Source organism: Trueperaceae bacterium (assembly GCA_019454765.1).
In the GTDB taxonomy this organism is placed as follows: Bacteria; Deinococcota; Deinococci; order Deinococcales; family Trueperaceae; genus JAAYYF01.
Map to the genome: position 1 here is coordinate 16,501 of JACFNR010000020.1, position 26,003 is coordinate 42,503.

Genomic DNA, 26,003 nt, shown 5'->3' on the forward strand with positions numbered 1-26,003 from the left:
CGGCCGGCACGCCCGGCCCCCGGCCGCCGGCCCGTATCGCGGCCAGCCGCACCCTGGCCGTCCCTCGCCACCCATGCGCACCGGGGGTGTAGACTCCGCCTACCCGTGACCCTTTACGGGCAGACAACCAGACTCGCTAGACGGAGGCAGCATGAGGTTCAAGCGGATGGCAACCTTTGCGGTCGCGCTCGGCATCGCCGTCGTTACCGCGTTCGGAGCCGCCCAGTCGGCGCGGCAGTCCACGTTGGTGATCGGCGGCGACTGGGGCGACCTGCTCACCATCGACCCCGGCGTCAGCTACGAGTTCTCGGGCACCATCGTCATCGACAACATCTACGAGCGCCTCGTCAAGTTCGACGGCGCCGACCTCTCCCAGGTCGTGCCCGGCCTGGCCGAGTCGTGGGAGATCGCGCCGCGCGACGGTGGCGGCACCAGCATCACCTTCCACCTGCGCGAGGCGAACTTCTCGACCGGCCGGCCCGTCAAGGCCTCCGACGTCGTGTTCAGCTTCGACCGCGCCATATTGCGCGACGGGCCGTCGGCGTTCCTGTTCACCGACGTGGCGGGCATGGAGGTCGGCTCCACCGTGGCGGTCGACGACCGCACGGTGCGCCTCGATCTGCCCGCGGGCGTCAACCCCAGCATCGTCTTGAACCTGCTCACGTTCAACATCGGCGGGGTCATGGACCAGGCGGCGGTGGAACCGAACTTCGAGGACGGCGACTACGGGCAGAACTGGCTCAACGACCACTCGGCCGGCTCGGGCCCCTACATGCTCGAGCGTTGGGACCGCAGCGCGCAGGTCGTGCTCGTCGCCAACCCCGAGTACCGTGCGCCGGGCCCCATCACGCGCGTGATCATGCGCTACATGCAGGAGTCGAACGCCCAGCGCACGGCCCTCGAGTCGGGCGAGATCGACATCGCCTGGGACTTCACCCCCGAGGCGTTCAAGGCCGCCGCGAGCAACCCGGACCTGAAGACCTACAACACCGACACCTTCCAGATGACCTACCTCGGCATGAACTCGGGCGAGGGCGCCAAGTTCGCCGACAACCGCGTGCGTGACGCCGTCCGGTACGCCGTCGACCAGCAGGCCATCATCGACGCCCTCCTCCTGGGCGGCGCCCGCCGCATGCAGACGATCGTCCCCGCCGGCCTGCTCGGCGCTGACACGCACATCTACTACGAGCGCGACGTCGAGAAGGCCAAGGCGCTGCTCGCGGAGGCGGGCGCCACCGGGCTCACCGTCGAGTTCCTCGTCTCGACCGGCGCCTGCGGCGGCGGCATCCCCTGCGCCGACCTGGCCGCCAAGATCCAGTCCGACCTCGCCGAGGCGGGCATCACCGCCAACATCAAGGCGACGGTCGACAGCGAGCTCTACACCATCTACCGCGCCCAGAAGGCCGAGCTCGTCCTGGCGGCCTGGAGCCCCGACTACCCCGACCCCGACGGCAACGCCACGCCGCTCTCGAGCTACGCCGCCAAGTCGATCGCCTGGCGCAACGTGTGGGACAACGCCGAGGCAGCCGCGCTCGCCGCCGAGGCCGCCACCACGATCGACGTGGCCAAGCGCACGGAGCTCTACGCGCAGCTGACCCGCCTCGTGGCCACCGAGGGCCCCTACGAGATGCTCTACCAGCCGTTCAAGCCGATCGTGACGTCGGCCAAGGTCGAGGGCTTCGAGCGCAGCGCCGGCGGCGACGTGGAGTTCGACCGGATCAGCAAGCTCCCGTAGGCCGAGGCGAGCAGGCTTGCCGACGAGTTCGAACGGGGAGGGTCCGGTCGACCGGGCCCTCCCCGGCCTCGCGGAGGGTGAGCGGTGGCCGCGTTCCTTCTGAGGCGCCTCGGCTCCCTCGTCTTCGTCGTGTGGGGCGTGGGGTTCGCGGCCTTCTTCATCTCGCAGGTCGTGCCGGCCGACCCGGCCGCCGCTGCGCTCGGCAACAACGCCCGTCCCGCCCAGATCGCCGCCTACCGCGAGAAGCACGGGCTCGACCGGCCCGCCTGGCAGCAGTACCTGCTCTACATGCGCGCGCTCGCGACCGGCGACCTCGGCAGGTCGCTGCGCACCGGCCGCCCCATCGTCAGCGACCTGAAGGACTTCTTCCCCGCCACGCTCGAACTCACGCTCGGCGCGATGCTCTTCTCGCTGCTGCTCGGCATCCCGTTCGGGATCCTCGCGGCGGTCAAGCAGGACGGACCGCTCGACCTGGGGGTCAGGACCCTCGCCCTGGTGGGCGGCGCCACCCCCGTCTACTGGCTCGCCATCCTCGCGCTGCAGCTCTTCCACGCCAAGCTCGGCTGGCTGCCGGGCCCGGGGCGCCTCGACGCCTACCTGCTGGCGCCGCCGCGCATCACCGGCATCCTCACGCTCGACGCGCTGGTGGCGGGCGACTGGGAGGTGCTCGGCGACGCGCTCAGGCACCTGCTCCTGCCGGCCCTGGTGCTCGGCGCCTTCTCGACGGCGCTGGTGGCGCGCATGGTGCGTAGCGCCATGCTCGAGGTGTTGTCGCAGGACTTCGTGCGCACGGCCAGGGCCAAGGGCCTGCCCGGCGGCAAGGTCGTCATGAAACACGCGCTACGCAACGCGGCGCTCCCCGTCCTCACCGTGCTGGGTAGCCTGCTCGGCTCGCTCCTCACGGGCGCCGTCCTCACCGAGACCATCTTCTCGTGGCCCGGCCTCGGCTCGTACGCCACCGCCAGCGCCACGGCCCTCGACTTCCCGGCCGTGATGGGCGTGACGCTCGTGGCGGGTCTGGCGTATAGCCTCATCAACCTACTCGTGGACGTCATGTACGCCGTCTTCGACCCGAGGATCGCCTACTCGTGACGGCGACGACCGGCGGGCGGCGCGGGGCGCTCGTTCGCAACAAGGCCCTGAGGCGCTTCCTCAGGAACCCTGGCACCGTCGTGGGTAGCCTCCTGGCCCTGGCCCTCGTGCTCGTCGCCCTCCTCGCGCCCTACCTCGCGGGCGACCCGCTGGCGCAGGACCTGGGCGCGCGCCTCCAAGGCCCGAGCGCCGCCCACCCGTTCGGCACCGATCAGCTGGGCCGCGACGTGATGGCGCGCGTGGTGCACGGCTCGCGCATCTCGCTCCTCATCGGCCTGACCGTGGTGAGCGTGTCGCTCGTCGTCGGTGGGCTGGTCGGACTCCTGGCGGGCCTGTTCGGCGGCGTCGTCGACGAGGTCGCCATGCGCATAACCGACATATTCTTCGCCTTCCCCGCCCTCATCCTCGCCATGGCCATCGCTGGCGCCCTCGGGCCCAGCCTCGGCAACCTCATGATCGCCGTCGCCGCCGTGTCGTGGCCGTACTACGCCCGGCTCATCCGGGCGCAGGTCTTGAGCCTGAAGACGCTCGACTTCGTCGACGCCTCCCGCGCCCTCGGCGCCGGTCGCTGGCGCCAGGCGTTCAAGCACGTACTGCCCAACGCCCTCACGCCGTTGCTCGTGCAGGCGAGCTTCGACGTCGGCGCCGCCATCCTCACGGCTGCCGGCCTCGGCTTCATCGGCTTCGGGGCGCAGCCGCCCACGCCGGAGTGGGGCGCGGTCGTGTCGGAGACGCGGTCGTTCATCGCCGAGGCGCCGTGGGCGTCGTCAGCGCCCGCCCTGGCCATCCTCGTGACCGTGCTGGCCTTCAACCTGCTCGGCGACGGCCTGCGCGACGTGCTCGACCCGCGCGGCCGCCGGCACTGAGTACCCGTCGCCGGCGGCGTCACCTCACGCGGTCGAACAGGCCGGGCTCGCCCAGCGGGGCCGGCACCTCCACCCACGCCCCCGTGCCCTCGTGGGCGGCGCCCGTCCAGCGGTGCCGCCACGCCCCGCTGCCGGCAGGCAAGTAGGCCCGCACGGAGGCGGCGCCGGGCCGGAGCACGGGCGCGACGAGCAGGTTGGGGCCCAGGAAGAACTGCTCGGTCAGGTCGGCGCAGGCCGGGTCGCCCGGGTACTGCAGCCACGGGTGGCGCGCCACCGGCATGCCGCCGGCGGCGGCCTCGGCCATGAGCTCGCCCCGCAGCGCGCGCCAGGAGGCGTGCAGCCGCGCCGCTTGGGCGAACGCCTCCCGGGTGGCCGCGTCCGAGTAGACCTGCACGTTGTGGTCGGGCCGGTTCCCCTCGTGGCTGCGCAGCACCACCGTGAACGCCATCAGCTCGCCCCAGCGCGCGAGCAGCTCGGGGGTGCGCAAGGTGGTGGGCAGTGGCGGCAGGGTCGAGGTGTAGCCGCCAACGTCGCCGTGCTGCAGCGCGAACCCCGAGAAGCCGCTCGACAGGAGCCCCGTGAGGGCGCTGGCGAGGCCGTCGAAGCGGTCCCACGTGACGGTCTGGTCGCCGAGCCAGAAGAGCCCGGCGCTACCCGGGCTCCGCGTGAAGCCGGAGCGGTGGAACGTCACGATCTCGTTCGGAGCCACGCCGCGCAGCGCGGCGACGGCGCCGCGGAGGTCGCGGCCGAACTCGGCCCACGCCTCGGGGTAACGGTTGTGCCACTCGAGGGCGTTGCCGGCGTGGAGCACGGCGTCGAACGGCAGACCCTCGCCGAAATCGGCCATCCAGCCGCACGCGCCGCTCTCGTGGATGTTGGCGGCCAGGCGCTCCAGGTACCAGGCGCGGGCGCCGGGGTTCGTCAGGTCGACGAGGCCGGCCACGAAGTCGCCCTGGTCGGTCAGGTAGGTGCTGCCGTCCGGGCGCCTCACGAAGTACCCGCGCGCCTCGGCCTCCTCGAACAGGCCCGGGCGGCCGCCGGGCCGGTCGGTCACCGGTGACAGGAACGGGTTCACGTAGGTGAGGAGCCTCACGCCCTGCGCCGCCAACCGCCGCCGCATGCCGTGCCAGTCGGGGTAGCGCTCCCTGTCGCGCTGCCAATCCCACCAGAGGCGAGTGCCGAACGGCACCTGGCGGTTGCCGACCCAGTCCTGCAGCCACACGCCCGCCACGGGCGCTTGGGCGGCGCGGAGCTCGGCCACCACGCGCTCCACCTTGGCCTCGCCGCCCTGCAGGCCGATGACGGCGCCCGCGTGCACCCAGTCGGGGAGTGGCGCCATGCGGCCCGTTGCGCGCGTGTGGCGCTCGAGCAGGGCGGCGGGCGTGGCCGCGGCGTAGGCGAGGACCCGCAGGGTGGGGGCGTAGACGCGCACGGCGGCCACCCCGGGCCGGCGCAGGTCGAAGCGCGCCGGCTCCGTGCCCGTCACCAGCAGGCCCGTCAGGTCGGTGGTGAGGAAGCCGGGCACGGGCGCGTAGGTGCTCCACCAGTCGCCGCCGGCGCCGCCGAGCGCCTCCGTCCAGCGCGTGAGCGGCTGCGCCCCGCGGCCGACGCCCTGCTCGGCGCTGAGGATGGGCACCGCCCGGCCGCGCATGTCGAGGTAGGTGAACTGCGCGCCGAAGCCGAACACGCGCGCGTGAGGCGACTGCTGCCAGAACAGGTCGGCGATGGCGGGTGCCTCGGCCTCGGCGCCGGCAGCGGCGAACAGGTCGAATTCGAGGCCGAGCCGCTCGCCGTCTACGTCGACGAGGCGCAGCTCGTAGCCGCAAGCCCCAGTAGGCGTGGCGCCGGCCGCCGCCGCGGCCAGGTCGCCCGGCTGGGCCGTGAGCAACCCCCGCAGCCGCAGCGCGGGCCGCTCCGCGACGCGCGTTGGCGCCACCTCCGCCAACCACTGGTGCCGGTACGAGGCGCCCAGGCGCTCCTCGGGCCTCAGGTGGCCGGCGCGGCCCGTCGCGCGGTAGCTCCCGGCACTTCCCGCCAGGAAGGCGCGTCCTGCGGGGGTGCGGAATGGCGGCGCGCCGAACGCGCCCGCCTCCGACCGGCCGTAGACGAGCAGGTGCGCGCCGCTATCGGCCGTGATCACGAGGGTGAAGGCGCCGAACTCGAAGTCCTGCTCCGCCAAGCGGGGCGCCACTGCCAGCCGCCCCGGTCTGACGGCGCGGCGGCTGGTGGCGAGCGGGAACGCCCGCGTCAGCCCGGCGGCGCCATGGCCGGGCACGGCGCTACTTGCCGCGCCTGCCGCGGTCGACGCCCTGCCAGGCCCCGATGGCCATGCCGAAGGCCAGCGCCGAGAGGAAGTAGAAGAGCGGACCGCCGCCCCCCAGCGCGCGCCACAGCAGGTAGGCGCCGATCAGCACGAACACGACCACCAGGGCCAGGCTGTTGCCGCTCTTCACGCCGTCACCTTCCCGGGGCGCCACGTCGACCCGTACGAGGAGAAGGTATCACGCCCGCTTCGCTCGTCGGACGCGGGGTAGCCGCCGTCGGTTACCGCTGCGCCCTACGTCCGGGCGAGAGGGCTTATAGTCGATATGAGTCTGAAAGTCGAGGTGTTGGCATGCGTACGTTCGTCCGTGGTGTCTCGACGCTCCTGTTGGCGCTGGCCGTCGGTGCGGCCCTCGCCGCCCCGCCCGCCAGCCTGCGGATCATGGCCCCGGCCTCGCCCGGTGGCGGCTGGGACGGCACCTCCCGCGCCATGCAGTCCGCGCTGCAGGAGGCGGGCATCGTCAAGTCGGTGGAGGTCTTCAACGTCCCCGGCGCCGGCGGGACCATCGGCTTGGCGCAGTTGGCCACGGCCGAGAAGGGCAAGGACGACATCCTGATGATGATGGGCCTCGTGATGGTGGGTGCCATCCTCAGCAACGACGCCCCCGTCACCCTGGCGCAGACCACGCCCATCGCGCGGCTGACCGCCGAGTACGAGGTCATCGTCGTGCCGGCCAACTCGCCCCTCAAGACGCTCGCCGACCTGGTGGCCGCCCTGAAGGCCGACCCCGGCGCCGTCTCGTGGGCCGGCGGCTCGGCGGGCGGCACCGACCATATCCTGGTCGGCCTCTTCGCCAAGGCGGTCGGCGTCGACCCGAAGGCCATCAACTACATCGCCTTCTCTGGCGGCGGCGAGGCGCTCGCGTCCATCCTCGGTGGCCAGGTGACGGCCGGCGTGTCGGGCTACTCGGAGTGGGCCGGCCAGATCGAGGCGGGCGACCTGCGCGTCCTGGCGATCTCATCGCCCGAGCGGCAGCCCGGCATCGACGCCCCCACCATGCGTGAGGGGGGCGTGGACCTCGACCTCGCCAACTGGCGCGGCGTGGTCGCTCCTCCGGGCATCAGCGACGCCGCCAGGGACGCTCTCGTGAGCGCCATCGACGCCATGGTGGCGAGCGACGCCTGGGCGGCCAAGCTCGAGCAGTTCGGGTGGACGAGCGCCTACATGGGCGGCGACGCCTTCGCCGACTACCTCGTCAACGAGGACGCGCGCGTCACCGAGATCCTCAAAGACATAGGCCTCGTCGACTGAGCGAAGTGCCGGCCGACGAGCCCGCCCCGCCGAGCCGGGTCTCCTGGGGCGACCTGCTGGTCGCCCTGGGGGTGCTCGGCCTCGGCGCCTTCTTCCTCCACGGCGCCACCGTCATCAGGGTTCTGCCGAGTTACGCCCGGGTGGGTCCGCGCTTCTTCCCGTTCGCGGTGGCGGGCGCGCTCCTCGCCTGCGGCGCCGTGCTCGCCATCTTGGCGCTCTCGGGCCGGCGGGGCCTGCCCGAGGACTCGGAGGACGCGGACGCGGAGGCGCCCACCGACTGGCGGGTGCTCGCCGTGATCGGCGCCGCGCTCGTGTTGGACCTGTTCCTGATCGAGCCCGCGGGCTTCGTGCTCTCCTCCACCCTCCTGTTCTGGGGGGTAGCGCTAGGCTTCGGCGACAGGCGCCCCCTTCGCACGATCCCCATCGGCTTCGTGCTGGCGGCCGGCGTCTACCTCGCCTTCACGCGGCTGTTGGGGCTCACGCTGCCGGCCGGGATCCTGCCCCTATGAGGGACCCGTCCGGTCGCGCGCGCCGCTTGTCGGCGCGCCGCTTGCCGGCGCGCTGCTTTCCGGCGCGCTGCTTTCCGGCGCGCCGCTTTCCGGCGCGCCGCGGCCGCGTGCCCCGCCGTCGCTCGGCGCGGTCGCGGGAGGGCGCATGGACACGCTGACCGCGCTCCTGCACGGCTTCAGCATCGCGCTCACCTGGCAGAACCTGCTGTGGGCGCTCGCCGGCGTGACGCTCGGCACGATGGTGGGCATCCTGCCAGGCATCGGCCCGGCGCTTACGGTCGCGCTGCTCCTCCCCGTCACCTACAACCTCGACCCGGTCGCCAGCTTCATCATGTTCGCGGGCATCTACTACGGCGGCATGTACGGCGGCTCCACCACCTCCATCCTCCTGAACACGCCGGGCGAGTCGGCCTCCATCATCACGGCCATCGAGGGGAACCAGATGGCGCGGCGGGGGCGTGGCGCCGCGGCCCTCGCCACGGCCGCCATCGGGTCGTTCGTGGCCGGCACCCTCGCCACGGCGGCGCTCACCTTCGTGGCGCCCGTGATGGTGCGGCTCGGCTTGGCGTTCGGGCCGGCGGACTACTTCGCCCTGATGGTCCTCGCCTTCACGACCGTCACGGCGGTGCTCGGGTCGTCGCTCGTGCGCGGCCTCACGAGCCTGCTGTTCGGCATCGGCCTCGGCATGGTCGGCATCGACCTGCAGAGCGGCCAGGCGCGCTACACGCTCGGCAGCCTGGAACTGCTCGATGGCATAAGCGTCATCACGGTGGCGGTGGGGCTCTTCGCCGTGGGCGAGACGCTCTACGTGGCGTCGCGGCTCCGCCGCACCCAGCAGGACGTGGAGGCCATCAAGGGGTCCGTCTGGATGAGTCGCGAGGAGTGGGCGCGGTCGTGGCGGCCCTGGCTGCGCGGCGCGCTCCTCGGCTTCCCCCTTGGGAGCCTGCCCGCCGGCGGGGCCGAGATCCCGACGTTCCTCAGCTACAGCCTCGAGAAGCGCCTGAGCAAGCACAAGGAGGAGTTCGGCAAGGGCGCCATCGAGGGGGTGGCGGGGCCGGAGGCGGCCAACAACGCCGCGGCGGCCGGCGTCCTCGTGCCGCTGCTCACCCTCGGCATCCCCACGTCGGCGACGGCCGCCATCATGCTGGCGGCGTTCCAGCAGTTCGGCCTGCAACCGGGCCCGCTCCTGTTCCAGAACGCGCCGGGCCTCGTGTGGGGCCTCATCGCCAGCCTCTACGTCGGCAACGCCATGCTGCTCGTGCTCAACCTGCCGCTGGTCGGCATGTGGGTCAGGCTGTTGACCATCCCGCGGCCGCTCCTCTACGCGGGCATCCTGCTGTTCGCCACGCTGGGGGTGTACAGCCTCGCCAACTCCGTCGTCGACCTGATCACCCTCTACGCCATCGGCCTCGTGGGCTTCCTGATGCGGCGCTTCGGTTTCCCGGTGGCGCCGGCGGTGATCGGCATGATCCTCGGACCGTTGGCGGAGCAGCAGTTCAGGCGCGCGCTCGCCATCAGCCAGGGCGATTACGCCGTCTTCGTGGCGCGGCCCCTATCGCTGAGCCTCCTCGTCGTTGCCGCCCTGGCGCTGGTCGTCCCCGTGATCCTCGACGCGCGCGTGAAGCGGCGGCAACGCCTGCGGGAGCTCGACGACTAGGGACGCGCGGGACCGGTTCAGGCGACGAGGCGCAGCCCCGCGATGCAGGCGACGAGCCCGGCGAGGAGGGCGGCCTTGGCCCACGAGAACGGCTCGTTGCCGCTGAGCATGGCGAACGCCACCGCCACGCCCGCGCCTACGCCCACCCACACGGCGTAGGAGGTGCCGGTGGGCAGCGACCTCATGGCGTAGGCTAGGCCCCCCATGCTCACGGCCAGGGCGGCGAGGAAGACGAGGCTTGGTACGGGCCGCGTGAGGCCGGCCGAGCGGCCGAGGGCGGTGGCCCAGACGGCCTCGAACAACCCGGAGACGATGAGGACGATCCACGCCATGAGGCACCTCCATGGCGACGTCTTGTCGTTACCGGGTACGTCGCGCTCGTCCGGGACCGGGTGGCCATGGGGCGCGCCCTCCGGGGCGGCCACCCCACCTGGTCGAGGTCGGATGCTAGCACGCCCGCCCACGGCGCCCCGGTCAGGCGGGCTTCAGCACCTGCGTGCGGCGCGTCAGGCGCGCCACGAGGTCGTCCCTGAGGGTCACTCCCGTGCCGGGGCCCTCCGGCACCGTCTGCACGCCGTTCACGGCCTCGAGCGGCTGCTCGACGATGTCCTCGGTCCAGTAGCGGCTGGCGCTCGAGGTGTCGCCGGGAAGCGTGAAGTTCTCGAGGGTGCTCACGTGCAGGTTGTGGGCGCGGCCCACGCCGCTCTCGAGCATGCCGCCGCACCAGACGGGCGCCCCGAAGGTCCTGGCCACGTCGTGGACGGCCCGGGCCGCGAGCAGGCCGCGGACGCGGCCCGTCTTGACGTTGATGACGCGGCCGGCGCCGATGGCGAGGCCCTTGCGCGCGTCCTCGGGCGAGTGGACGCTCTCGTCGAGGCAGATGGCCGTGCTCAGTTGCGCCTGCAACTCGGCGTGGTCGACGAGGTCGTCGTAGGCCAGCGGCTGCTCGATGTAGGTGAGCCGCAGGTCGTCGAGTTCGAGCAGGCGGGGGGCGTCGTTCAGGCGGTAGGCGCTGTTGGCGTCGACGGTCAGCTCGATGTCGGGGAGGGCGGCGCGCACGGCGGCCACCGGCTCCACGTCCCAACCCGGCTCGATCTTGAGCTTGACGCGCCGGTAGCCGAGCGCGGCGTTGTGGCGCGCCAGGTCGACCGTCTCCTCGATGGAATCCTGGATGCCGAGCGAGATGCCCACGGGGATGGGCCGCAGCCGCCCGCCCAGGAGCTGCCACAGCGGCACGCCGAGCGCGCGGGCCTGCAGGTCCCAGAACGCCATCTCCACGGCGGCGACGGCCATGTTGTGGCCGCGCACGTAGCGCAGGGCGTGGAGGAGTTCGGCGGGGGTCGCGAAGTCGTGACCCACCAGGGTGGGGGCGATGAAGTCGCTGATCACGTGCCAGGCGGTCTCCACCGTCTCGTAGGAGTAGCCGGGGAACTCGCCGGCGGTGCACTCTGCCATCCCGGTCAGCCCCCCGGACTGGACCGACACGAGCATGATGCGCCGGTCGCGCTCGACCCCGAACGAGGTGCGGAACGGGAACTTGAGGCGCATGGCCACTTCGCGGAGCTCGATGCGGTCGATCTTCATGGTCGTCCTATCTCCCGTCTGGGCGCGGGGTGCCCTCAACCGTCCTCCTGGAAGAGCCCGAGCTCGGCCCACAGCGCCTCGGCCCGCTCCAGGCGCTCGGGCACGCCCTTGGCGAGACGAGCGACGGCCAGCACGAGCACGTGAGCGGTAGCGTACGCCGCCACGTCGGACGGCAGGCCGGAGATGCTCTCGGTTGCGAACAGCACGCTGGTGGTGGCGAAGGGCAGCAGCGGCGAGCTCGCCTCGTTCGTGAGGAGGACGATGGGGAGTTGCGTCCGCACGCGGCGCGCCAAGGTCACCGAGTCGCGCGAGTAGCGGCTCATGCTGGTCAGGAGGAGGGCGTCGGTCGCTTGCATGTCGAGGAGCCGGTCGGCGTACCCGGCGGCGTTGCCCGGGAGGAGGCGCACGCCTGGCCTGATCATGCGGAGGTAGTGGGCGGTGTAGGCGGCCACCTGGGCGCTGGCGCGGTCGCCGCCCACCCAGAGCGTGGCGGCGCCGGCCAGGACGGTGGCGGCGCGCTCGATCACCTGGGCCTGCCGCGCCAGACCGGCAAGGTTCTGGGCCTGGGCGGCCACGAACTGCTCGATGTACTCGGCGCCCTCGGGCGCGAGGCTGACGAGGCGCCGCGTCTCGCGGAGCTGGCGGCGCAGCTCGGCCTGCAGGGTGGGCCAGCCGTCGTAGCCGAGGGCCTGGGCGAAGCGGACGACGCTGGAGGCCGACACGCCCAGCTCGCGCGCCACCTGGGTGGCGCTGGCGTAGGCGAGTTCGTGCTGGCGGCTATGCAATTGATCGGCGACCGCGCGTTGGGCGGCCGTCAGGTCGTCGGCTCTCTGCGCCAGCCGGGCTTGCCACGAATCTTGCATAGGTAGTACAATCCTTACAAGAAACGTTGCACAATGCAACCCGCCGGGGCACGGAGGTGGCGACCACGGCGCGGGCACCGACAGGAGGTCGAGCGCCGCCACGGCCACGGACCAACCACCAGACGCCTCGCCCCGTCACCGGACCCGCCGGCGACCCCCGAAGCACCCGATCCGCCCCACCAAGGAGGAGGACAAGTTGAGCCGCAACCACGCACCCCACCGACGCCACACCCTCGTCGCCATCGCCGCCATCGCGATGCTGCTCTCGACCCTGTTCGGCACGGCCGCGGCCCAGGTCGTCGGCGGCCGCCTCGTCATCGGCCGCTCCACGCCCCCCTCGACGCTCGACGCCCAGAAGACCGGCGAGGTCGCCGCCTACGACGTGCTTGCCCTGGTCGGCGGCGCCCTGGTGGCCGCCGATCCCGAGACCCTCGCCGTGATCCCCGCCCTGGCGGAGTCGTACGAGCTCTCGGGCGACTCCCTCACCTACACCTTCCACCTCAAGCAGGGCGTCAAGTTCCATAACGGCGACCCCCTCACCGCCGCCGACTTCAAGTACACCTTCGAGCGCGCCCTCGACCCCGCCACCGAGTCGGTGGTCTCGGGCGACCTGCTCTCGGCCGTCAGCTCAATCGAGGCCCCCGACGCGAGCACCCTCGTGATCACCCTCGACGGGCCCAGCCCCGTGTTCCTGCGCAACCTCGGTAGCGCCTACCTCCAGCCGCTGTCGAAGCGCGCCGTCGAGTCGCTCGACCCCGGCCAGCACCCCGTAGGCGTCGGCCCCTACCGCTTCAAGGAGTGGGTGGCCGGCTACTCGATCACCCTCGAGCGCAACCCCGACTTCGCCTGGCCCACCTCCCCGTACGCCAACCGCGGCCCCGCCTACCCGGACGAGATCGAGTTCCGCTACATCCCCGAGCAGGGCACCCTCGTTGCCGCCCTCGAGGTCGGCGAGGTCGACCTGGCCGGCGTGACGGCGGGCGACCTCTTCCTGTTCGACGGCAACCCCAACTTCTACGTCTACTCGAGCCTGCGCACGGGCATCGGCCGGCTGTTCCTCTTCAACATGAACGACCCCGTCATGGCCGACCTGCGGGTGCGCCAGGCGTTCAGTCACGCCGTCGACAAGCAGTTCTTCATCGACACGCTCGTCGAGGGCCGCGCCATCCCCGCCACGAGCGCCCTGCCCCCGTCGCTCCCCGGTTACGACCCGGCCACGGCCGACACCGACTACGACTTCGACCGCGAGGCGGCCGCTAGGCTCCTCGATGAGGCCGGCTGGAAGCTGGGCGCGGGCGGCGTGCGTGAGAAGGACGGCCAGAAGCTGACCGTCCGCATCGTGGCCTACACCGACACCGCCGTGATGCTCGCCTCCGAGCTCCTGCAGAGCCAGCTCAAGGCCATCGGCGTCGACGCCACCCTGGAGAGCTACGAGCGCAGCCTCCAGATGCCCATGCTCATCGAGGGCGACTTCCAGATCGCGCCGCTCGGTTGGGCCTACGACGACCCCGACATCCTCTACATCCTCTACCACTCGAGCCAGCACCCCAACGGCCTCAACCTGGGCGCCGTCAGCGATCCGACCCTCGACAAGGCGCTGGAGGCCGGCCGCACGACCGTCGACGACGCTCAGCGCATGCTCGCCTACCACGACGCGCAGCGCATCATCAACGAGGAGGCCTACATCATCCCCGTCTACATCGAGGAGATCTACACCGTCTCGCGCAACAACGTGCACGGCCTGCGCTTCGACGCGCTCGGCGGCATGATGCTGCACGACGTCTGGGTCCAGGACCGCTGAGGCAGCGGGACTCGGCCCCGGGGCCGAGACGCCCCTAGGAGCCCCCAGCCCTGATGGCGCGCTTCTACTTGCAACGCCTGCTGTCGTTGTTCGCCGTGTTGGCGGGAACGCTCGTGCTCGTGTTCCTGATGCTGCACCTCACGCCGGGCGACCCGGCGAGGGCGCTCGTCAGCAACCGGCCGGTATCGGCGGAGGCGTACGAGAGGTTGCGCGCCGAGCTGGGACTCGACGAGCCCCTGCCCCTCCAGTTCGTCCGCTTCGCCGGTGGCGTCCTGCGGGGCGACTTCGGGAGGTCGCACTTCACGAAGCAGCCGGTGCTCGCCGAGGCGGCCAGCCGCTTCCCCATCACCCTGCGACTCATGATCGGCGCGATGCTGGTGGCGCTGGCCCTCGGCCTGCCCGCCGGCATCGTCGCCGCCGCCCGCTTCGGCAGCGCCTTCGACTTCCTCGTCATGAGCGTCGCGACCCTGAGCGTCAGCATGCCGGGCTTCTGGGTCGGCCTCATGCTGATCCTCGCCTTCAGCGTCCACTTGGGGTGGTTGCCCGTGGCGGGCGTTGGCGGCCTGCGATACTACGTGCTGCCGTCCATCGCCCTCGGCACGGGCGCCGCCGCCATCCTCGCGCGCCTCATGCGCTCCAACCTCGTCGAGGTCCTGCGCTCCGACTACGTGCGAACGGCGCGGGCCAAGGGCGTCGCCCCGGTCAGGGTCATGCTGGTCCACGCCTTCCGCAACGCCTTCATCCCGGTCCTCACCGTCATCGGCCTGCAGGTCGGCTCGCTCCTCGCCGGGGCCGTCGTCATCGAGACGGTGTTCGCCCTGCCGGGCCTTGGGCGCCTGCTGGTGCAGGGCGTGTCGAGCCGGGATTACCCCCTCGTCCAGGGCCTGAGCCTGCTCATCGCCGCCACCTACGTGATCGTCAACTTCGTCGTCGACCTGCTCTATAGCGTCGTCAACCCACGCATCCGGTACGTGGACTGATGGGTCGTCACCCTTGACGACCACCGGCACGGCCACGGCCGCGCCCCGCGAGGCGCGGTCCGGCAGACGCAGGGCCACCTTCAAGCGCCTACTCCGGAAGCCCGGCTTCGTCTTCGGCGTGTTGGTGCTCGTGCCGCTCGTGCTGTCGGCGGTCTTCGCGCCGCAACTCGCCCCCTATGATCCCAGCGCGATGAGCAGCGCGCGCCTCCTCCCCCCGGGTAGCCCCGGGCACCTGCTCGGCACGGACAACGTGGGGCGCGACGTCCTGAGCCGCATGATGTACGGCGGCCGCCTGTCGCTCTTTGTGGGCATCGTCGTGATCGGCATCGGCGCCTCCGCCGGCTCGCTACTCGGCGTGATCGCGGGCTACTTCGGCGGCGTGGTCGACAACGTCATCATGCGCGTCACCGACGTCATGTTGGCCTTCCCCGACATACTGTTGGCGCTCCTCCTCATCACCATGCTCGGCCCGGGTATCTTCAACGTCATGATCGCCCTCGGCTTCGCCACCATCCCCGGCTTCACGCGCCTCGTGCGCTCCAGCACGCTGGAGGTCCGGAGCCTCGAGTACGTGGAGGCCAGCCGCGCCCTCGGCAACAGGTCGCTGCGCCTGCTACTCCACCACGTGCTCCCCAACGTGTTCCAACCCGTCATCGTGGTGGCCTCCCTGGGGGTGGCCACGGCCATCCTCGCCGCTGCCGGCCTCAGCTTCATCGGCCTGGGCGCCGCGCCCGGCACCGCCGAATGGGGGGCCATGCTCAACGACGCCCGCACCTACATGCGCCGCGCCTGGTGGCTCGCCACCGTGCCCGGCGTGACCATCACCCTCGCCGTCCTGGCCATCAGCCTCATGGGGGAGGCGCTGAGGGAAGCGTTCGACCCCCGCATCGGCTGATGGCGGCGCCCACGAAGGACGCCTACCTCGCCTACCTGGAGGCGGCCGTGGAGCGACGGCGGCTGCCCGGCCTGGCGGCGCAGGTGACCCGCGGCGGCGAGACGCTCTTCACGGCAGGGGTGGGGCTCGCCGACCGCGAGGCCGGTCGCCCCGTCACCCCTAACACCATCTTCGGCGTCGGCTCCATCACCAAGTCGTTCACGGCCCTCGCCGTCATGCAGCTCGCCGACGCGGGGGCGCTGCGGGTGGACGACGCGGCGGCCGACTACCTCCCCGCCCTGGCGCGCTCGGCCAACCGCGACTACGAGCGCATCACGCTGCACCACCTGCTCACCAACACGAGCGGGCTCCCGCCCCTCCCCTACCTGGCGCGCGCCCTGGCGCGCAGCGTGATGGCGGACCCCGCCCGCGAGCTGATCGGTCTCAAGGCGGAGGACTACCGGGCGCCGCTCGACACGGTCGACGAACTGGTCGAGGCGTTGGCGGACGCCGCCACGCCCCTGGTGCGCCCCCCGGGCACGATCTTCAGCTACTCCAACGACGGCTTCGCCATGCTGGGCCGCGTCGTCGAGGTCGTCTCCGGCCTAGGGTACGAGGCGTACGTGCGAGAGCGCATCCTGACCCCCTTGGGCATGACGCGCAGCCTCTTCGCCGCCGCCGAGCTGGCGGCGCACGACGACGTCACCGAGCTCTACTCGTACGTTGGCGGCTTCGAGCGGGTGGAGCGCACCCCCGGGTGGTGGGAGGCGTCGGCCATGACGAGCGCCGGCTTCCTCAAGTCGACGGCCGCCGACATGACGCGCTACGCGGCCGTCTACCTCGGCGAGCGCCCCGACGTCATCTCGCCCGCGGCCCTGGCGCAGATGACCAGCCCGCACGCCCGCACCGGGCCGGAGCGGTGGTACGGCTACGGCGTGATGGTGCAGCCCGACTACCGGGGCCGCAAGCTCGTGGAGCACGGCGGGAACATCAAGGGAGTAGGCGCCTGGTTCGGCGCCGTCACCGGCGTGGGGGTCCCCGGAGTGGGGGTCCCCGGCGGGGGGTCCCCTGCGGGGGGGGTCACGAGCGTGGTCCTCGCCAACATCACGGGCGGCCCGGTCGCCGAGCTCGCGCTGGGCGGCGTCAACCTGGCGCTCGGCGCCCCGCTCGACGCGCGGCGCGTGACCTTCGCCGCCACGCCCGACCTCACGGACGAGCAGTTGGAGCGGTTCGCGGGCGTCTACCGGAGCGCCGAGGGCACCCAGGTCACGGTGGGGCGCCACGCCGACGGCAAGCTGTCCGTGCGGGTGAACAAGGACGAGCTGCCCACGCGCGCCGTGAGCGACTCCGCGCTCCTCCTCGACCTGAACGGGCAGGACGCCCTCGTCGAGTTCATCGAGCCGACACCGGCGGGCTTCGCGGCCGTCACCTTCGGTTACCGCGTGCTGGAGCGCCAGGCGTGACCTGGCCCCCAGCGGGCCGGAACGTGCGCGTGTTCGCGGCGGCCATCAACACCGAGACGAACACCTTCTCGCCCTTCCCCACGACCCTGGCCGACTTCACGGTGGTGCGGCCCGCCCAGGCGGCCGCCTCCGGCTTCGCCGAGGAGCCAGGCCTGGAGGAGACCCGCCGCCTGACGCTCGAGCGCGGCTGGGAGTTCCACTTCGGCCTGCAGGCCGCCGCGCAGCCGGCCGGCGTCACGACGCGCGCGGCCTACGAGGGCCTGCGGGACGAACTCCTCGAGCGGCTGCGCGCCGCCCTCCCGGTCGACCTCGTCATCCTCCCGCTGCACGGCGCGATGGTGGCCGAGGGGTACCTGAACTGCGAGGTGGACCTGGCGCGGCGCGTGCGGACGGTGGTGGGGCCGAACGTGCCCATCGGCGTCAGCCTCGACCTCCACTGCCACCTCTCGCAGGACCTGCTCGACGCCGCCGACGTGGTGGTGACGTACAAGGAGTACCCCCACACCGACATGGGCGCTCGTGCGGCGGACCTGTTCGAGCTCACGGTCGGCACGGCCGCCGGCCGCGTGCGGCCCACCATGGCCCTCTTCGACTGCCGCGCCATCGGCCTCTACCCCACCGAGCCCCAGCCGCTGCGCGGCTTCGTCGACGCCATGCTGGCGGCGGAGGCGCGCGGCGAGGCGCTGTCGCTGTCGCTCGGCCACGGCTTCCCGTGGGGCGACGTGCCGGACCAGGGCACCAAGCTGCTGGCCGTCACCGACGACGACCCGGAGGGCGCGGCGCGCCTGGCGCGCGAGTGGGGGGAGCGCTTCTACGCCATCCGGCGCGAGGCGCCGTTCCGCCCGCTCGGGCTTCACGAGGCGCTGGACCGCGCCCTCGCCGCCGAGCGCGGGCCCGTGGTGGTCGCCGACCAGGCCGACAACCCGGGCGGCGGGGCACCCGGCGATTCCACCTTCGCGCTGGCGGCGCTGCTAGCGCGCGGCGCGACCGACGCCGCCCTGGGCATGATCTACGATCCCGAGACGGTGCGGCTCGCCACAGCAGCCGGCGTGGGCGCCACGGTGCGCGTGAAGCTCGGGGGCAAGCAGGCGCCCGGCGCCGCCTCCGGTCGCCCCGTGGAGGCAGACGCCACCGTGCTGGCCCTCAGCCCCGCCCTCGTGCAGGACTGGCCGCAGGCGGGCGAGCGCCTCGAGATGGCGTGCGGCGCGGCCGCCGCGCTCCGGCTCGGCGGCGTCGACGTGGTCGTGAACGACAAGCGCGGTCAGGTGTTCAGCCCCGACGTCTTCACCAACCTGGGCATCGACGCTTCCGCCAAGCGCCTGCTGGTGGTGAAGTCGACCCAGCACTTCTACGCCGGCTTCGCTCCGGTGGCCAGCGAGGTCGTCTACCTGGGCGGTCCCGGGGCGCTGGCGCCCCGCATGACCGACATCCCCCTCGTGAACGCGGACACGGACAAGTACCCGTGGGTCGAGGACCCGCTCGGTTTGGGCTGACAGCCCGCCAATGCGGCGCCCCGCGCCGACCGACCCCACACCAGCCCCCGGCCGCCCCGCGGCGCCGGCGAGGAACACCGGAGGATAGCGATGCTCGAGACCCTCATCCACCCCCGCAAGGGCCTGCGCGCCCGCAGCTCCAGCTGGGACCCCACCGGCGGCAACGCCGACTTCGTGGCGGTCGCGCCCGGCGAGTCGCACGACCTCCTCGACGTGGCCGGCGCCGGCACGGTCAAGCACATCTGGCTGACGCTCAACACGGAGAACCGCAACTACCTGCGCGACCTCGTCATCGAGATGCGTTGGGACGGCGCCACCCACCCGGCCGTAGCCACCCCGCTCGGCGACTTCTTCGCCCTCGGTCACGCTCGCGCGACCTCGTTGACGAGCCTGCCGATCACGGTGGTCGCGGGTGGGCGCTCCGGCCAGCTCAACATGGCCGCCTTCAACTGCTGGTGGCAGATGCCGTTCGGCTCGGGCGCCAGGATCTCCATCCGCAACGAGGGCGAGGCGCCCGTGTCGCACCTCTACTACTACGTCGACTACGACTCCCTGGACGCGGCCGAGTCGCCGCTGCGCTTCCACGCCCACTACCGCCAGGAGCGCCCGACCGAGGCCACCATCGACCTGAGCCGCGAGGACGGCGACTGGTCGGACGTGATGAAGCTCCGCAACCCCTCGGCGGAGGGCAACTACGTGATCCTCGACACGGAGGGCGCCGGGCACTACGTGGGCTGCCTCCTGAACGTGGATCACATCAACCCCATCCGCAGCCAGGGCTGGTTCGGGGAGGGCGACGACATGATCTTCGTCGACGGCCGCCCCGGCACGGGCGCCCCCGCCCGCCCCGAGTCGGCGGAGGGCGCGAACGACGCCTGGCCCCCCACCCTCCACGGCACGGGCACCGAGGACTACTTCGGGGCCGCCTGGTGCTACCCGGCCGGGCAGCAGAACACGCCGTTCCACGGCGTGAGCCTCGCCGGCGAGGGCGAGGGCAAGGTCCTCGACTACGGCGGGAAGTGGTCCATGTACCGCTTCCACGTCACCGACCCCGTCATGTTCGAGCGCTCCGTGCGGGTGACCATCGAGCACGGTCACGCCAACTGCCACGCGGACGACTTCAGCAGCGTGGCCTACTGGTACCAGACGCCGCGCGCCGCGCCGCTCCCCCCGCTCCCGCCGGCGGCCGAGCGGCGCCCCCTCACCGACCGCGAGAGCTTCGCGGCGTTCCTGCGCACGCGGGTCTGAGCGTCAGCGCGGTTCCGGCCGCGCTCAAGATGGGTCCGGGGGCGCGTCCAGGCGGCGTGCCCCCGGGTCGTCGTGCATCGAGCCGCCTCCCGCCGCCCCCGACTCACTGCCCGAGTATCAGCGCGAACATCAAAGGCGCCACGATGGTGGCGTCGGATTCGATGATGAACTTGGGCGTGTCGATCCCGAGCTTGCCCCAGGTGATCTTCTCGTTGGGCACGGCGCCCGAGTACGAGCCGTAGCTCGTGGTGGAGTCGCTGATCTGGCAGAAGTAGCCCCACAGGGGGGTGGGGCGCCGCATGTCCTGCTCGAGCATGGGCACGACGCAGATGGGGAAGTCGCCGGCGATGCCGCCACCGATCTGGTAGAAGCCCACCGAGCGCTTCGCGGCCATCTCCGTGTACCAGTCGGCGAGGAACATCATGTACTCGATGCCGGTCTTCACGGTGTGCACGTTCTTGATCTCGCCCATCAGGTTGTGCGCCGCGTACATGTTGCCGCTGGTCGAGTCCTCCCAGCCCGGCACGACGATGGGCAGGTTCTTCTGCGCCGCTGCGAGGAGCCAGGAGTCCTTCGGGTCGATCTGGTAGTTCTGCTCGAGCCGGCCCGACAGCAGGATGCGGTAGAGGACCTCGTGCGGGAAGAGCCGCTCGCCGGCCCTGTCGGCGCGCGTCCACTCGTCGACCAACGCCCCCTCCAGGCGCCGCATGGCCTCGCCCTCGGGGATGCACGTGTCGGTCACGCGGTTCAGGTGGCGGTCGAGCAGGGCCTGCTCGTCCTGGGGCGTGAGGTCGCGGTAGTGCGGCACGCGCTCGTAGAAGTCGTGCGCGATCAGGTTGTAGACGTCCTCCTCGAGGTTGGCGCCCGTGCAGGTGATGATCTGCACCTTGTCCTGGCGGATCATCTCCGCGAGCGACAACCCGAGTTCGGCGGTGCTCATGGCGCCCGCCAGCGTGATCATCATGGCGCCGCCCGCGTCGAGATGATGACGGTAGGCGTCCGCGGCGTCGATCAGCGCGGCGGCGTTGAAGTGGCGGTAGTGGTGGCGCAGGAAGGCGCCGATGGGGCCTTGCGCGCCCTTAGTGGCGGCGTGGCGGTCGTCGTGGGTCGGGGTCATGATGTCACTCCTCCCGGCCATGTTACGAGAGCAGCCGCGGCGCCGGCGCTCCCGGAAACGAGTAGACTGCGGGCCAAGCTGGCAGTTGCCAAGGTCGCGGTTCCCCACCCCCCTGGCGCCTCCACCGGCGAACGGAAGGAAGCCCCGATGAAGCGCACGCTCGTCCCACTGGTCGTCCTCGTGATGCTAGCGGCCCTCGCCGCGTGCGGCGGCGAGCCGCCGCGCCGGTTGGGGTCCATCTCGGGTAGCCTCGTCTACCCCGGCTCCATGGGCGCCGCGGCGCGCGCCGCCCTGCCGCTGAGCTCCGCTCCGGTGGTGGCGACCGCCCGCAACGACCTCGGCCGCGGCCGCGCGCCCCAAGTGGTGCCCGGCGAGGTGCTCGTGTTCCTCGCGCCCGACGCGCGCGCGCAGGCGTTCGACGCGAGCTCCTTCGGCATGACCGCCGTCCGCGCTCTGCCCACCGCCGGCGCCGGGGCGCGGCTCATGCGGGCCGAGGGACTCGACCAGGCCGGGACCGTACGCCTGGCGGAGCGCGTGGCACGCGAGCCCGGCGTCGTGGCCGCCTTCCCGAACTGGGTGCTCCACGCCTTCAAGACCCCCGACGACGAGCACTTCCCGCTCCAGTGGCACTACGGCGCCATGAACCTCCCGGCCGCGTGGGACAGCGAGGACGGAAGCAGCAACGCCGTCACCGTGGCCGTGGTGGACTCGGGCTACGTGGCGCACCCCGACCTGGTGCCCAACCTGCTGCCCGGCTACGACTTCATCAGCGACCCGAGCTCCGCCGGCGACGGCGACGGCCGCGACGCCGACCCGTGGGACGAGGGCGGCGAGTCCGGCTACCACGGCACGCACGTGGCCGGGACCGTGGCGGCGGCGACGGACAACGCCACGGGCGTGGCCGGCGTGAGCTGGGGCGCCAAGGTCGTGCCGGTGCGCGTGCTCGGCGTCACCGGCAGCGGCTCGACGGCCGACATCCTCGACGGCACCGCCTGGGCGGCCGGCAAGGCGGTGCCGGGCGTTCCCGCTAACGTCAACCCGGCCAGGGTCATCAACCTGAGCCTGGGCGGCGACCTCGGCCAACCGTGCCCGGCCGAGCTGGGGGACTTCTTCACCGCCCTCGCCGACGAAGGCACGATCGTCGTGGTGGCCGCCGGCAACGACAACGTCGACGCGGCCACGACCTTCCCCGCCAGTTGCGCCGGCGTCATCACCGTCGGCGCCACGGGCCCCGCCAACACCCGCGCCCCGTACTCGAACTACGGCGCCGTCATCGACGTCATGGCCGCCGGCGGCGACGTCAGTCGCAGCTTCCAGTGGGGCGGGAGCACCTACCCGGCGGGCGTGCTCAGCACCCTGGCGGAGGAGACCCCCGGTGGGCTGATGGCCACCTACGCCTTCTACCAGGGGACCTCGATGGCGAGCCCGCACGTGGCGGGCATCGCCGCGCTGATGCTGTCGCGCGACCCGGGCCTGGGTTTCGCCGACGTGCGGGACCGCCTCAAGCTGGCGGCCACGCCCTTGGACGCGGCCGACTGCGAGCGACCGTCGGGCACGGCCTGCGGCGCCGGGCTGGTGGACGCCGCCAAGGCCTTGGTCGCGGGCGGCACCCCACCCGAGCCGCCGGGGCCGCCGACGACGGCCAAGCTGACCACCTACGTGGCCGCCCTGTACTGCGACCTCGGGTGCTACGACTTCGACCTCGAGCACTCCAAGCTCGTGGAGGTGGAGGTCACGTCGAGCGTCGTCCCCTACGTCATAGGGACGTTGGAGCCCGGCGTCTACGTGGCCGCGGCGTGGCAGGACCTCGACCGCGACGGCGAGATCGACGACGGGGAGCCGTTCGGGGTCTTCGGCGCGGCCCCCGGCGGCAGCCCCATCACCGTGCAGGCGGGCGAGGACAAGCGCGACGTGATCATCGTGATGACGCCGCTGACGCTGTCGGACCTGCTCGCCCCGAACGCTGCCGGTTCGCGGATCGGCCCGCTGGGCGCGCTCGAGCGGCTACCGCGCTGAGTGGCGCGGTGGCCCGCGCCACTCAGAAGTGGTAGTTGACGCCCAACGCCGCGCCGAAGGTGGGCACCTGGGCGGGCGCTCCGTTGCCAAGCCCGAACGAGCCGCCCAGCGTCGCCTCGAGGAAGAGCCCGAGCGGCGCGAGGCCTAGGTCACTGAAGCGGAACTCCCCGCCGAAGAGGGCGTGCACGTCCAGCCACGCGCCGCCGCTACCGAACTCGATGGCCGGGCCGGCGCCGAGGTAGGCGGAGAACGGCCCCTCGCTCGCCACCGTGGTCATGGCGTCGACGCCGACTCCGAAGCGCGCGCTGCCGCCTCCCGCCGTCACGCGCCCGCTGACCCGCAGGTCGAAGCCGTTGGAGAGCACGTTCTGCATGCCGTAATGGAGCGTGACTCCCAGCGGGTAGCCGCTGCGCACCCCGAACCAGCTCTGGGCGCTGCTCGTGCCGAGTAGGAGCAGGAGCACGGTGCAGGCGACGGCGAGGGCGGGGCGGGGGGCGGTGGTGCGGGCGCGGGGGCGCGGTGGTGGGTACATGGCGTCCATTCTGCGAGACGGCGGCCGCCGTGACTGCGGAACGCCTTACGTTCGGGGGCGCGGCCGGCGCGCGGCAGCCGCGCGCGCCCGGGTTATGGTCGGGGCGCCCCGGCCCCTCGGGCCGGCGCCAGGAGCCGCCATGACCGACCCGCTCAGCATCAGCCCCGCCGTGGCCGCGCGCTTCCCCGACTACCACGCCCTCGTGCTGGTGGCAGACGGGCTCGTGAACGGGCCCACGGACGCCCGGAGCGACGCGTGGCTGCACGAGGCCGAGACCGAGGTGCGGCACGCGTTCGCGGCGCTCGCACCGGCCGAGCACCCGCACCTGGCCGCCTGGCGCGAGGCGTTCCGCGCCTTCGGCGCCAAGCCGCAGAGGACCATGAACTCCGCCGAGGCGCTCATCACCCGCGTGACGAGGGGCGGGGAGTTGCCGCGCGTGAACAGCCTAGTCGACGCCTACAACGCCGTGAGCGCGCGCTTCGTCGTGCCCGCGGGCGGCGAGGACCTGGCCCGGGTGGTGGGCCGCGTCACGCTCGCGGTGGCGGACGGCACGGAACCGTTCGAGACCGTCAAGGACGGCGCCCCCTTCGTCGACCGCCCGCGGCGCGGCGAGGTGGTGTGGGCCGACGCCGCCGGCGTGACGTGCCGCGCCTGGAACTGGCGCCAGGGCACGCGCACGCGCCTGACCGAGGCCACGACCAGCGCCTACTTCCTGTTCGACGCGCTGGCGCCATGCTCCCCGGACGCGCTGGACGCCGCCGGCGACGAGCTCGAACGGCTGTTGGCGCTGGCTGCGCCGACCGCGTCGGTGACGCGTTTCCGCCTGACCGCGTCACCCTAGGACCGGACCGCCATCCTCCGACCGGCCGGGCGCCGCAGGCGCGGTCGTGCGCGGCGAGGGCGCTCCCGGCGGCGTGTCCGGTCGTCGTGGTCAGCTGCGATTGACGAGTCGCCGCGCGTCTGCTAGTCTTTCGCCCGGCTGGGGAGTCGCACGCCCCAACCCGGCGCCGAGCGCCGGGACGCCGGGAGGAGGTAGACGATGGAACGAACCGCGATGGTCGCGCAAGTTGGCGCGCGCCAGGTCGTCGTCGTCGTGCCCGCCCGGCCGACCCCGATCCACTGACCTGACCCCCGACTGATGCCGCTGCAAGGCAGCGACGCTGCCATGCGCCGCCGCTCTCCCGCAGCGCCCTCGCGCCGCAGCGCCGTTCCGGGCGCCGACGCGCCTCGACCCCCAGCGCTCCGCGCCGGGGGACGCCACCACCCCACGCGACTGCAAGCAGGAAGGAAGGTGTCATGCTCGAGCGCACCCTCGAACGGACGAACCCGCAACGCCGGCTCCGCGCGCCCCGCGCCGCCGGCAGCCGCTGCCGCCAACGCCGCCGCCGCTCCGGCGAGCGCGCGAACCACCCACCACGAGACCGGGTCGCCCGCTGAGATAGACCGCAGCCCCGTGACCCGCCGCTGGCTAGAGCCCGGGAGGGCCAACCGAGATGCTAGAGCAGAGTCACTCTCACTTCCTCGCCTCGCAAGAACGAGCACGCGCGTTACGCGAACACGCCGCCAACGTGGCCGTGGTGCGCGCCATCCGCGCCGAGAAGCGGCGCGCCGCCATCGCGGCCATCCTGCGGACCCTGACCGCCGAGCTGCAGGAACTCGAGCGGAGGACGGACACCGCCTGGCGCGCCCGGCACGAGGAGCGGGCCGCTCACTCGCGCGGGCGGCTCCAGCAGGTCCGCTGATACCGCGCTAGGTGGCCGCGAGCGACGGCCGAGCGTGCATGTGCCCGGCCGTCTCGCGACGCCGCCGACGTCACAGCGTCATGTAGGGGCTCAGCCGGCCGCCCTTGAGGGCGAGCACCTCGAACGGGGCGCTCTTCTCGCCCGGCATGCCGGGCGTGCCGACGGGCATGCCCGGCAGCACCAGGCCGTCGATGGCGGGCCGCTCGGCGAGCAGCCGCTCGAGGGCCTCGAGCGGTACGTGCCCCTCGACCACGTAGCCCGCCAACTCGAACGTGTGGCACGAGTACCCGGCGACGGGGATCGCGTGCCGGCGCTTGGCCGCGGCCAGGGCGGCGTCGCCGTCGACGAGGCGCACCACCGCGCCGGCCGCTCTCAGGGCCTCGGCGTACTCGGTGCAGCAGCCGCAGGTGGGGCTCTTGTGGAGCACGACGTGTTGCCCGGCGAGGTGGGTGGCTGCGACCGCCGACCCGGCGGCCTGCGCGGCGGTGGGGGCCGCGGCGCGGCGCGCGACGGTGGCCGCCAGGGCGGCCACCGTCGCGACCACGAGGAGCAGCGTGACGACACGGCGTTGCATGGCGCCACGCTAGCGGCACCCCGGCGGGACAGATGTCCCGACCGCTCCGACCGCCCGACCGCGCGTGGTGTAATCGCGCCATGGACGAGCGCAACGACGCCGCGGCGTTGGCCGCCCGCGACTGGGCGATGGTGGCCCACCTATCGGCCCTGGTGGGCCTCCTCGGCAACGGCATCGGCTTCGTGTTGGGGCCCCTGGTGGTGTGGCTCTGGAAGCGGGACGACCACGAGTACATCCGCGAGCAGGCGCTCGAGGCCCTCAACTTCCAGATCACGATGTTCAT

At 72.5% G+C, this 26,003-nt stretch carries 24 protein-coding genes; 16 read left to right on the forward strand and 8 right to left on the reverse strand.

Annotation, left to right across the window (positions count from 1 at the left end; genetic code table 11):
- Positions 1-166: 166 nt before the first annotated feature.
- From H3C53_07380 to H3C53_07390, 3 genes are all read left to right on the forward strand, one after another.
- The gene (locus tag H3C53_07380) at positions 167-1,735 is read left to right on the forward strand and encodes an ABC transporter substrate-binding protein (GenBank protein MBW7916482.1); all 1,569 of its coding nucleotides are present in this window, start codon (positions 167-169) and stop codon (positions 1,733-1,735) included.
- Positions 1,736-1,819: 84 nt separating this feature from the next.
- Positions 1,820-2,827, forward strand: a complete 1,008-nt coding sequence (locus tag H3C53_07385; GenBank protein MBW7916483.1) for an ABC transporter permease — start codon at positions 1,820-1,822, stop codon at positions 2,825-2,827.
- A complete protein-coding gene (locus H3C53_07390) occupies positions 2,824-3,693 on the forward strand; it encodes an ABC transporter permease (protein MBW7916484.1) in 870 nt (289 codons plus the stop codon). The genes H3C53_07385 and H3C53_07390 overlap by 4 nt, the downstream gene beginning before the upstream one ends.
- 19 nt (positions 3,694-3,712) lie before the next feature.
- Here the strand turns inward: H3C53_07390 and H3C53_07395 are convergent, their stop codons facing one another.
- A complete protein-coding gene (locus H3C53_07395) occupies positions 3,713-5,968 on the reverse strand; it encodes an alpha-glucosidase (protein ID MBW7916485.1) in 2,256 nt (751 codons plus the stop codon).
- Positions 5,969-5,972: 4 nt separating this feature from the next.
- Complete coding sequence (locus H3C53_07400) at positions 5,973-6,146, reverse strand: hypothetical protein (protein ID MBW7916486.1); 174 nt, start codon at positions 6,144-6,146, stop codon at positions 5,973-5,975.
- Positions 6,147-6,307: 161 nt separating this feature from the next.
- On the opposite strand from H3C53_07400, the gene H3C53_07405 reads away from it, so the two are divergent.
- The 3 genes from H3C53_07405 (at position 6,308) to H3C53_07415 (ending at position 9,433) form a co-directional block, all read left to right on the forward strand.
- The gene (locus tag H3C53_07405) at positions 6,308-7,267 is read left to right on the forward strand and encodes a tripartite tricarboxylate transporter substrate binding protein (protein MBW7916487.1); all 960 of its coding nucleotides are present in this window, start codon (positions 6,308-6,310) and stop codon (positions 7,265-7,267) included.
- A gap of 5 nt (positions 7,268-7,272) precedes the next feature.
- A complete protein-coding gene (locus tag H3C53_07410) occupies positions 7,273-7,776 on the forward strand; it encodes a tripartite tricarboxylate transporter TctB family protein (protein MBW7916488.1) in 504 nt (167 codons plus the stop codon).
- Positions 7,777-7,921: 145 nt separating this feature from the next.
- Positions 7,922-9,433 (forward strand): tripartite tricarboxylate transporter permease, encoded by a 1,512-nt coding sequence (locus tag H3C53_07415; protein MBW7916489.1) that lies wholly within the window; start codon positions 7,922-7,924, stop codon positions 9,431-9,433.
- A gap of 17 nt (positions 9,434-9,450) precedes the next feature.
- Here H3C53_07415 and H3C53_07420 read toward each other — a convergent pair whose 3' ends face one another.
- The 3 genes from H3C53_07420 to H3C53_07430 form a co-directional block, all read right to left on the reverse strand.
- A complete protein-coding gene (locus H3C53_07420; protein MBW7916490.1) occupies positions 9,451-9,765 on the reverse strand; it encodes a QacE family quaternary ammonium compound efflux SMR transporter in 315 nt (104 codons plus the stop codon).
- Between the two features lie 142 nt (positions 9,766-9,907).
- The gene (menC, locus tag H3C53_07425) at positions 9,908-11,017 is read right to left on the reverse strand and encodes an o-succinylbenzoate synthase (protein MBW7916491.1); all 1,110 of its coding nucleotides are present in this window, start codon (positions 11,015-11,017) and stop codon (positions 9,908-9,910) included.
- 35 nt (positions 11,018-11,052) lie between these two features.
- Positions 11,053-11,880 (reverse strand): MurR/RpiR family transcriptional regulator, encoded by an 828-nt coding sequence (locus H3C53_07430; GenBank protein MBW7916492.1) that lies wholly within the window; start codon positions 11,878-11,880, stop codon positions 11,053-11,055.
- Between the two features lie 196 nt (positions 11,881-12,076).
- Between H3C53_07430 and H3C53_07435 the strand changes: the two genes are divergently transcribed.
- The 6 genes from H3C53_07435 (at position 12,077) to H3C53_07460 (ending at position 19,739) form a co-directional block, all read left to right on the forward strand.
- Entirely contained in the window at positions 12,077-13,681 is a 1,605-nt protein-coding gene (locus H3C53_07435; protein MBW7916493.1) for a hypothetical protein, read from the forward strand.
- 53 nt (positions 13,682-13,734) lie between these two features.
- Complete coding sequence (locus tag H3C53_07440) at positions 13,735-14,661, forward strand: ABC transporter permease (protein ID MBW7916494.1); 927 nt, start codon at positions 13,735-13,737, stop codon at positions 14,659-14,661.
- A gap of 13 nt (positions 14,662-14,674) precedes the next feature.
- Positions 14,675-15,556 (forward strand): ABC transporter permease, encoded by an 882-nt coding sequence (locus H3C53_07445; protein MBW7916495.1) that lies wholly within the window; start codon positions 14,675-14,677, stop codon positions 15,554-15,556.
- Positions 15,556-16,998 (forward strand): beta-lactamase family protein, encoded by a 1,443-nt coding sequence (locus H3C53_07450; GenBank protein MBW7916496.1) that lies wholly within the window; start codon positions 15,556-15,558, stop codon positions 16,996-16,998. Before H3C53_07445 ends, H3C53_07450 begins: the two co-directional genes overlap by 1 nt.
- Before the next feature lie 23 nt (positions 16,999-17,021).
- Entirely contained in the window at positions 17,022-18,491 is a 1,470-nt protein-coding gene (locus H3C53_07455; protein MBW7916497.1) for a M81 family metallopeptidase, read from the forward strand.
- Between the two features lie 90 nt (positions 18,492-18,581).
- Positions 18,582-19,739 carry a DUF2961 domain-containing protein gene (locus H3C53_07460; GenBank protein ID MBW7916498.1) on the forward strand — a complete coding sequence of 386 codons (1,158 nt, stop codon included), beginning with the start codon at positions 18,582-18,584 and terminating at the stop codon, positions 19,737-19,739.
- A gap of 103 nt (positions 19,740-19,842) precedes the next feature.
- Here H3C53_07460 and H3C53_07465 read toward each other — a convergent pair whose 3' ends face one another.
- Positions 19,843-20,856 carry a deoxyhypusine synthase family protein gene (locus H3C53_07465; GenBank protein MBW7916499.1) on the reverse strand — a complete coding sequence of 338 codons (1,014 nt, stop codon included), beginning with the start codon at positions 20,854-20,856 and terminating at the stop codon, positions 19,843-19,845.
- A 147-nt stretch (positions 20,857-21,003) separates the two neighbouring features.
- Between H3C53_07465 and H3C53_07470 the strand changes: the two genes are divergently transcribed.
- Positions 21,004-22,872, forward strand: a complete 1,869-nt coding sequence (locus H3C53_07470) for a S8 family peptidase (protein MBW7916500.1) — start codon at positions 21,004-21,006, stop codon at positions 22,870-22,872.
- Positions 22,873-22,894: 22 nt separating this feature from the next.
- On the opposite strand, the gene H3C53_07475 is transcribed toward H3C53_07470, so the two are convergent.
- A complete protein-coding gene (locus H3C53_07475) occupies positions 22,895-23,404 on the reverse strand; it encodes a hypothetical protein (GenBank protein ID MBW7916501.1) in 510 nt (169 codons plus the stop codon).
- A 139-nt stretch (positions 23,405-23,543) separates the two neighbouring features.
- On the opposite strand from H3C53_07475, the gene H3C53_07480 reads away from it, so the two are divergent.
- Together H3C53_07480 and H3C53_07485 are read left to right on the forward strand one after the other, a co-directional pair.
- Positions 23,544-24,245: a hypothetical protein gene (locus H3C53_07480; protein MBW7916502.1), complete on the forward strand. Its 702-nt coding sequence runs from the start codon at positions 23,544-23,546 to the stop codon at positions 24,243-24,245.
- 652 nt (positions 24,246-24,897) lie between these two features.
- Positions 24,898-25,146 (forward strand): hypothetical protein, encoded by a 249-nt coding sequence (locus H3C53_07485; GenBank protein MBW7916503.1) that lies wholly within the window; start codon positions 24,898-24,900, stop codon positions 25,144-25,146.
- Between the two features lie 70 nt (positions 25,147-25,216).
- Here H3C53_07485 and H3C53_07490 read toward each other — a convergent pair whose 3' ends face one another.
- Complete coding sequence (locus tag H3C53_07490; GenBank protein MBW7916504.1) at positions 25,217-25,720, reverse strand: hypothetical protein; 504 nt, start codon at positions 25,718-25,720, stop codon at positions 25,217-25,219.
- Between the two features lie 80 nt (positions 25,721-25,800).
- Between H3C53_07490 and H3C53_07495 the strand changes: the two genes are divergently transcribed.
- The coding region (locus H3C53_07495; GenBank protein MBW7916505.1) for a DUF4870 domain-containing protein at positions 25,801-26,003 on the forward strand (203 nt) is incomplete at its 3' end.

What these genes read in the sequence shown, in the direction of transcription:
- H3C53_07380 (MBW7916482.1), top strand. Translation starts at nt 167, where the DNA reads ATGGCAACCTTTGCGGTCGCGCTCGGCATCGCCGTCGTTACCGCGTTC.
- H3C53_07485 (MBW7916503.1), top strand. Translation starts at nt 24,898, where the DNA reads ATGCTAGAGCAGAGTCACTCTCACTTCCTCGCCTCGCAAGAACGAGCA.
- H3C53_07470 (MBW7916500.1), top strand. Translation starts at nt 21,004, where the DNA reads ATGAAGCGCACGCTCGTCCCACTGGTCGTCCTCGTGATGCTAGCGGCC.
- H3C53_07465 (MBW7916499.1), bottom strand. Translation starts at nt 20,856, where the DNA reads ATGACCCCGACCCACGACGACCGCCACGCCGCCACTAAGGGCGCGCAA.
- H3C53_07415 (MBW7916489.1), top strand. Translation starts at nt 7,922, where the DNA reads ATGGACACGCTGACCGCGCTCCTGCACGGCTTCAGCATCGCGCTCACC.
- H3C53_07475 (MBW7916501.1), bottom strand. Translation starts at nt 23,404, where the DNA reads ATGTACCCACCACCGCGCCCCCGCGCCCGCACCACCGCCCCCCGCCCC.
- menC (MBW7916491.1), bottom strand. Translation starts at nt 11,017, where the DNA reads ATGAAGATCGACCGCATCGAGCTCCGCGAAGTGGCCATGCGCCTCAAG.
- H3C53_07480 (MBW7916502.1), top strand. Translation starts at nt 23,544, where the DNA reads ATGACCGACCCGCTCAGCATCAGCCCCGCCGTGGCCGCGCGCTTCCCC.
- H3C53_07430 (MBW7916492.1), bottom strand. Translation starts at nt 11,880, where the DNA reads ATGCAAGATTCGTGGCAAGCCCGGCTGGCGCAGAGAGCCGACGACCTG.
- H3C53_07440 (MBW7916494.1), top strand. Translation starts at nt 13,735, where the DNA reads ATGGCGCGCTTCTACTTGCAACGCCTGCTGTCGTTGTTCGCCGTGTTG.
- H3C53_07405 (MBW7916487.1), top strand. Translation starts at nt 6,308, where the DNA reads ATGCGTACGTTCGTCCGTGGTGTCTCGACGCTCCTGTTGGCGCTGGCC.
- H3C53_07460 (MBW7916498.1), top strand. Translation starts at nt 18,582, where the DNA reads ATGCTCGAGACCCTCATCCACCCCCGCAAGGGCCTGCGCGCCCGCAGC.
- H3C53_07490 (MBW7916504.1), bottom strand. Translation starts at nt 25,720, where the DNA reads ATGCAACGCCGTGTCGTCACGCTGCTCCTCGTGGTCGCGACGGTGGCC.
- H3C53_07450 (MBW7916496.1), top strand. Translation starts at nt 15,556, where the DNA reads ATGGCGGCGCCCACGAAGGACGCCTACCTCGCCTACCTGGAGGCGGCC.
- H3C53_07420 (MBW7916490.1), bottom strand. Translation starts at nt 9,765, where the DNA reads ATGGCGTGGATCGTCCTCATCGTCTCCGGGTTGTTCGAGGCCGTCTGG.